The organism is Mucilaginibacter sp. (genome assembly GCF_039207105.1).
Taxonomy (GTDB): domain Bacteria; phylum Bacteroidota; class Bacteroidia; order Sphingobacteriales; family Sphingobacteriaceae; genus Mucilaginibacter.
Genome location: NZ_JBCECK010000046.1, coordinates 30,429 through 37,353 on the forward strand (window position 1 = coordinate 30,429; position 6,925 = coordinate 37,353).

4 protein-coding genes are annotated in these 6,925 nt (G+C 43.4%); 1 reads left to right on the forward strand and 3 read right to left on the reverse strand.

Annotation, left to right across the window (positions count from 1 at the left end; translation table 11 throughout):
* Window positions 1-77: 77 nt before the first annotated feature.
* Window positions 78-3,056 (reverse strand): outer membrane beta-barrel protein, encoded by a 2,979-nt coding sequence (locus tag AAGC65_RS11685; protein ID WP_343112630.1) that lies wholly within the window; start codon window positions 3,054-3,056, stop codon window positions 78-80.
* A gap of 217 nt (window positions 3,057-3,273) precedes the next feature.
* Window positions 3,274-3,960: a hypothetical protein gene (locus AAGC65_RS11690; RefSeq protein WP_343112631.1), complete on the reverse strand. Its 687-nt coding sequence runs from the start codon at window positions 3,958-3,960 to the stop codon at window positions 3,274-3,276.
* 201 nt (window positions 3,961-4,161) lie between these two features.
* On the opposite strand from AAGC65_RS11690, the gene AAGC65_RS11695 reads away from it, so the two are divergent.
* Window positions 4,162-4,434 (forward strand): hypothetical protein, encoded by a 273-nt coding sequence (locus AAGC65_RS11695; RefSeq protein WP_343112632.1) that lies wholly within the window; start codon window positions 4,162-4,164, stop codon window positions 4,432-4,434.
* Window positions 4,435-4,567: 133 nt separating this feature from the next.
* Here AAGC65_RS11695 and AAGC65_RS11700 read toward each other — a convergent pair.
* A partial coding sequence (locus tag AAGC65_RS11700) for a zinc-dependent metalloprotease (protein WP_343112633.1) occupies window positions 4,568-6,925 on the reverse strand: 2,358 nt, incomplete at its 5' end.

A 6,925-nucleotide genomic window follows, 5' to 3' on the forward strand; every position in this document is an offset into this window, starting at 1 on the left:
TGAATATATCATAACAAAAAACCCTCACCATTAGCGGTAAGGGTTTTTCTGTTTTATAGGTTTTGCTTAATGTGAAACTATTCAGGCGAACCCGGGCCGCCCGGGCCTGGACCGATACCTGGCGTGCTACCACCGTCACGGTTTCCGCCTCCGTCTCTGTTGTACCGGCGTCCGCCGCCCATATTAGGGTCTTGTACCGGAGCTTTACCAGCAAATTTTTGCAGGCGCAGGGTAAATGTTAATAGATAGTAACGGGCAAGCCTGTTAACCTGGGTTTGCGTGATTGAACTGGCTGTTGTTACTGAGGTAAAGCCGGTATTTTGGTTAAATAGGTCGAACCCAGAAAGGCGTATGGTAGCCACTTTATTTTTAAGGAACCTGCGCTCAACATACAGATTTAATATGTTGGGGTTGGTAACATTGATGGTTTTAGCATAACCATAGTTGGTGGCCTTTGAATAATCGTAACTAAACACCCAATCGCCAAAATAATTTTTACCGTTTACGCCTAAGTTCCAGGTGCGTACGTTTGACAGCGCCTCAGCAATATCACTTTTTACAGAGTTACTGGTTCTGTTAATAGCATAGTTGGTTAATACCTGCGCGTCAATAATGTTGGGTATATCAACCCTGAAACGAGCTTCCGGGGTAAATACGAAGTTTTTGGCCAGATTTTTTTGCCTTGCTGCATCAATTTCAGCCTGTGTTGCGCTAAGCGGGTCTTCATTAACACTGGTTAAATAACCCACATTGTTGTTGTAAGTTGCTGTACCATTAAATGTAAGTGCATACTTACGCTCGGCCCAGGGTTTAGAGAATGTTAAACGGCCGCTTACGTTATAATATCCATCCGCATTTAAGTATTGAGTTAAAATTGTAGGAGTTTTATTAGAAGGAGGGGCCTTAGAAGTAATTGTATTGGTTACTACCTGGTTGCTTACTTGCTGATAAGAGAAGTTGGCAAAAAATACGTCGCCGGTGGCAAAGCTGAAGTTATTATACCGGATAGATACGTTATTGGTAAATGCCGGATTCAGGTTAGGATTACCAACAACAGGATAAAACGCGTTTGTAAAATCAATAACCGGTTGCAGTTGGTTAAAAGTTGGCGCCGCGTTTGAGCCGTTGTAATTAACACTGAATGATTTACTGCGCGAAAAGTTGTAAATGAATCTGGCAGCAGGGATAATATTAAAGGTTGATTTATGGGTAATAATGTCATTCAGCGGCGAATCGCCATCTAAAACAGAAGGCTGCACACCCAAGCCTAAGGTATAATTATACTTTTTCTCGATAAAGCGATAATTTAAGCCAATCCTGTTTGTAGTAAATGTGTAGTTGTATTGATTACTCAACAAATCTGAACGGTTATATTCATTGCTGGTACTTAACGTATCTGTTTCTTTATTATTTGCGGTAACCGAATGATTAAAGGCATAGTTAAGCTCCAGGTATGAACGCTGGCCCAGTGGTTCAAGGTATGACAAGTTTGTGCCATAGCTATTGGTGCGGCTATAGGTATTTACTAACTGGTTTATAGGAGTTGATGGAGTACCTACGATGTAATTATAAACGGGGTTTTGATATGACCATGTTGGCGCCGAACTTGCATTAACCAAAATGCTTAAGTTGCGGCGGTGGCCAAAGCGGTGATTATATAATGCCGTAATGCCATAATTTGGTGCCTGCGAATCGCCGTTAGAAATAGAGTTGTATTGAGTTAGGCCTTGCCTTTGAGTGAGCGATACGGTATCTATCTCATTGGTGTTGGTACCGCCATAAGAAAACGTTGGGGTGATCTTTAAATAATTGATAGTATCAGGCTTGTACTCCATATTCCAGGTAAAACGATGGTTAATGTTCTCATCCTTTTCCAAACTGTATTGGTTTTGCTGACTTGGATTAGTTGATGATGTATTTTGCTGAATTATATTATTGATAGTTGATGTGGTATTGTCGGCAAAGCTATAGCTACCATATACTGAAAGATTTTTACCCCACTGATCGCGAAAGTTTACACCGATAGAGCGGGCTACCGTGATACCATTCTGAGCAGTGATCAGGCTTCCGGAACTGAAACTGCCCCGCCCGGCATTGCCCCGGCCGCCGCCGCCGCCAAAACCGCCGCCACCGCCGCTTCCAAAGCCACGGCCGCCCCCTCCTCCGCCCGTACTTCCGAACGAGAATGTATTGACATTGGTATTGTTAAAGCTACCCTGTACGGCTATTTGCTGATCGCCATTGAAGTTAAATACGTTTAATGACCCGATGTAACGGTTTTTGTTAGGGATGCCCTGGCTTTTAGGCAATGCATCTTCACCGTCACCTGCAGTAGCCTGGCCGGTATAGCCATAGTTTTTATCTTTCCTGATGGTGATGTTCATGATCTTATCGGGCTCGCCGGTTTTAACGCCGGTTAAATTGGCCTGATCGCCATAATCATCAATCATTTGTATATTTTCAATAATATCGGCGGGCAGGTTTTTGGTAGCGCTTTGTACGTCGCCGCCCATATAATCCTTACCATTGATACGTACTTTGGTTACTTGTTTGCCCTGGGTGGTAATATTGCCGTTCACGTCCACATCAACACCGGGAAGTTTTTTGATGAGGTCTTCTGTTGGCGCGTTTTCACGTACTTTATATGCCGCTGCATTATAAACAACAGTATCTTCCTTAATGGTAATAGGATTAGCAGCGCCAACAATGGTTACCTGATTTAGCATGTTAGTTGAAAGCTGCATCACGATGTTGCCCAGATCAACCGGTTTATTATCATTAGTAAGAGAGAAGTGCTTTTTAATGGCGGTAAAGCCGATAGATGAGATGGTAAGTGTGATCTGGCTGCCTTTGATGCCCGAGAAGGCAAATTTTCCGTTAGCATCTGCGATGGATATGGTACTATCGCCACCGTTTGATACCAGCTTGATGCTGCTGCCGGGAAGGGATAATTTTGTTGAATCAACAACGGTACCACTTACATCATGTGCGGTTTGTGCAAATGAGTTAAATGCGAATAAAAAGGTTAAACTTAAAATGAGGAACAGGGGTTTCATAAAGTATTTGTTCTGCTGGCTTTTTTTAAATAGTTAATCATTAGACACAATCCGGACACAAATGTTCAATTTATAAAGTATTAAATACCAAAAGGGCATATGATTGTTACATGTTTTAAGTTAAGGGTCTATCAATCATACCATTGTTACAATTCCAACCACAAAAAAAGCCGGACATGCCGGCTTTTTTTGTGATTATGGTATTCAGATAAAGATATCAGTTGATATGGAGTGCCGATGCAACCTCATTATAGTTGCGCATGTTAATGCCCGGATGGGTTACTTGTAATGTATTAAGCCCGTTGCCCGGAATAACTACAATTTTAAAATCAAGCCCACTTTGTGAGAAGTTAGCCTTCACATTTACATAGCCTACACCAAAATCTGACAAGGTTATGGTACGGCCAGCTTCACTATAAGGCAGCGCGAAATAACCGGTAGTGCTGCCGGTGGTTCTGAAATATACTAAAATAACGCCGCTGTCAACAATATCCTGGGTAATTGCTGGTATATTAAATTTAGTGAAGCCGGTAAGGGTAACAGTCTGGTTAACTAATAGATAACTTTGAATATTGGCACCATCCTCCCCTGCCGGTCCCTGGGGGCCTTGTGGTCCCGCAGGTCCTTGTGGTCCGGTTGGGCCCTCTGGTCCTGCCGGACCCTGCGGTCCGGTTGGCCCGGTCTGCCCCTGTGATCCTGTCGGTCCGGTAGCGCCTTGCGGACCGCCTGGGCCCTGTTGTCCGGGATCGCCTTTCGGGCCTTGTGCGCCGTCGGCTCCATCGGTGCCATTAGCACCATTAGTGCCAGCTGGCCCTGCAGGACCTGTTGCTCCGTCTTTTTTACAAGCACTGATGCTCAATAAACAGGTCAATAATACGGGAAACAGGAGTCGGTGTATTTTCATGATCTTGAAAATTTATATATGATTTGCTTTATTACGGATGCATGAATAATTAGTTTCAGTATATGAAAATTCAGGAACGGTTGTTGTGCGTTAAGTTGTTCATTATACTTTTTGATGCGCAAGCTGTTAATAAACAAAAGTTTAAAAAAAGAAAACAACAAAGCGGCAGGCGTTTCGTTAAGATTAATATAAATTTAACCTATGAAAAATATTAGCAACACATTGCACACTAAAGTGCACGATTGGATAGATGGAATAGGATTCCGGCTAAACACATCACAAACCAACATCAAAAGTCATATTACAACCAATCATTATTTTTTTGAAACGTTTAACTTTTTTGAAAAGGAAAAACAGGATCATCCTGAAAGCACCAAGTTTTTATGTTTTGATGCTTACGGCGAAAAAATTAATGTAAAGTCGTTACTTGATCTTCAGGAGGCTTTTTTTGAAAACATTAGCCAGCTTAAGTAATTGCCTCTTCTAAACCGTATTTAATCACGCTATCGCTTTTAATAAATCAGCGCTGTTTTTTGCTGCGGCAATAAAAAATCCTGCTTAATTTACTAAGCAGGATCTGGGGTATAAGATTATGTGGCTGGGTTAATTACTTATCAGTAACCGTTCTGGGCCAGCAATTCATATCGTCATTTCCGTTATTTTGTTTCAGTGGCTCATCTGCATTAATAGCACGTACACCCATTGGCGAGAAATTAACTATTGGCCGGGTTGGGTTTAAAGCCTCTTTGATCCTCAAATGCAGGTCGGCAAAGTGCGCGGCTGTTAAAGCATCGCCGCCTTTAGGCAAACCGGTATCAATTTTCTTTAATTCGGCACGCACCATCGGCCTGATGTCTGACAGGGCAATGTTTATAGGAGTTAAGCCCATCGCGGCCAGTTGCACAGCGCTTATGCCGGGGAATGAAAAGCTGGCATCGGTATTTAATAAACTTCTTAGGTTATCAACATACCCACGCTGCAGGTTACGCTTAAAGGCATCGGGCTTAATATTATTAAATATACCGGCGCGTATATCGGTAAATAAGTCGGCAACGGTATAAGCTTTTGTACCATTTTTGGCTTCGTTATCATACATACGGGCCAGCCTTGACGGGTTAAGCATATTAGCAAGCACAGAAACCTGGAGGGATTTGATACGATTAAGCACCAAGCCGTTATCAAATTTGCTTAATTCGGGCTTGTTGATAAGCCAAAGTGGGGTATCAAACAATTGTTTGTTTAAAAACTGGGCCGCATCGCGCTGGCGGGTTTTGTTCACAAAATCATAAACCGCTCCTTTTTGATCATAGGTTTTAAAGTTTTCGTTCATGCCGCCAATATTGGTAGTTACGTGGCCCATATAGCGGTAAAATTGGTTTAATACTTCACCATATAGTTCGGCAACATCGCTAAAGTTCTCATTTTTTTGATAGGTCCATTTTTCCAGGTTTGGTAAAATGCGTTTAAGGTTGGCAATGCCATAGGTGCTTGCCTTCATAGCATTATCGCCCAGGTCTTCGTTTTGCAAACGCGGGTCGATAGAAGTACCCTGCCTGCCGAAGTAATAAAGCGGATTGCCGGCCTTTTTATCTGTCCAGGCGGCTAAAATATCTTTTTCCTGTTGCGCTGTTTTATTACCCGGGAACCAGCTATATCCCCATTTTATGGCCCAAAGGTCATACTCGCCAATTTGCGGATATAGGTGGGTAACACCATCGCCTGGCTGGGCTATGTAATTGAAACGGGCATAATCCATGATGGATGGCGCGGTGCCATGCTTGTCGGTAAATGATTTTGACCTTAAGGAATCAACCGGGTAAGCATAGCTTGAGCCAAAGTTGTGTGGCAGACCCAGGGTGTGGCCAATTTCGTGTGATGATACAAAACGGATGAGCTCGCCCATTTGCTCGTCGGTAAACTGGGCCTTACGTGCGTTAGGATTTACGGCGGCGGTTTGTATCAGGTACCAATCGCGCAGCAGGCTCATGACGTTGTGGTACCAGCCTACATGGCTTTCCAGGATCTCGCCAGTGCGCGGGTCAGAAACGTGGGGGCCATAAGCGTTCTCTACATCTGATGCAAAATACCTGATCACGCTGTAGCGCGCATCTTCAGTGCTAAATTCAGGATCTTGCTTTGGTGTTGGGGCCTCTTTGCCTACAATGGCGTTTTTAAAACCGGCAGCTTCAAAAGCCTTGTTCCAATCGTTAATACCCTGAATAAGGTAAGGCACCCATTTTTTAGGCGTTGCCGGGTCAATGTAATAAACTATTTGTTTTTTAGGCTCAACCAACTGGCCGTCGGCATAGGCTACAGGGTCTTTAGGTTCCAGTTTCCAGCGGTGGATATAACCCGTTACCAATGATTTTTGGGCATTAGTGCCATAATCTGTTTGGCGCTGACCAAAATAGCCTACCCTTTCATCACTGATGCGGGCTTTCATCGGGATTTTAGGCAGCAGTACCATCGAGGTATTCAACTCAAAGGTTACCGCGCCATTCGTGTTATCGGTAGGTGAATCACCGGCGCGATAGGTTTTCAGCGTGCGGGCCTCCACATTTATCGGGAAACTTTTAATGGTATCAATATACGACCGGCTATTATCAACTGCCGAAATTTTATAAGCTTTCTTTACATCGTCGGTAATACCAATAGCAGCTACATCGCCATTGTAAAAATCGGTAACATCAATCAGTACCCCTGTAGTATCTTTATTGAAGGCCTTAATATCAAAGGATGCTAATACAGCATCAAGGTTGGAGTTTTTAACCGATTCATACATATCCGAAGTACTATCGGCCCGGATAGAGTAACTGGGTACGCGGATGAATATTTGCTTATCATGACGTTCCCATTTCCAAACCTGGTCGTTCAGTTTTTCGCCACCGTATTGCTGGCCAAAGGTTTTAAGTCCGCCCGGGGTTTTTACATAGCGGGTAACCACCAGCATTTCACGGTTTATTAA

What these genes read in the sequence shown, in the direction of transcription:
- AAGC65_RS11685 (WP_343112630.1), bottom strand. Translation starts at nt 3,056, where the DNA reads ATGAAACCCCTGTTCCTCATTTTAAGTTTAACCTTTTTATTCGCATTT.
- AAGC65_RS11690 (WP_343112631.1), bottom strand. Translation starts at nt 3,960, where the DNA reads ATGAAAATACACCGACTCCTGTTTCCCGTATTATTGACCTGTTTATTG.
- AAGC65_RS11695 (WP_343112632.1), top strand. Translation starts at nt 4,162, where the DNA reads ATGAAAAATATTAGCAACACATTGCACACTAAAGTGCACGATTGGATA.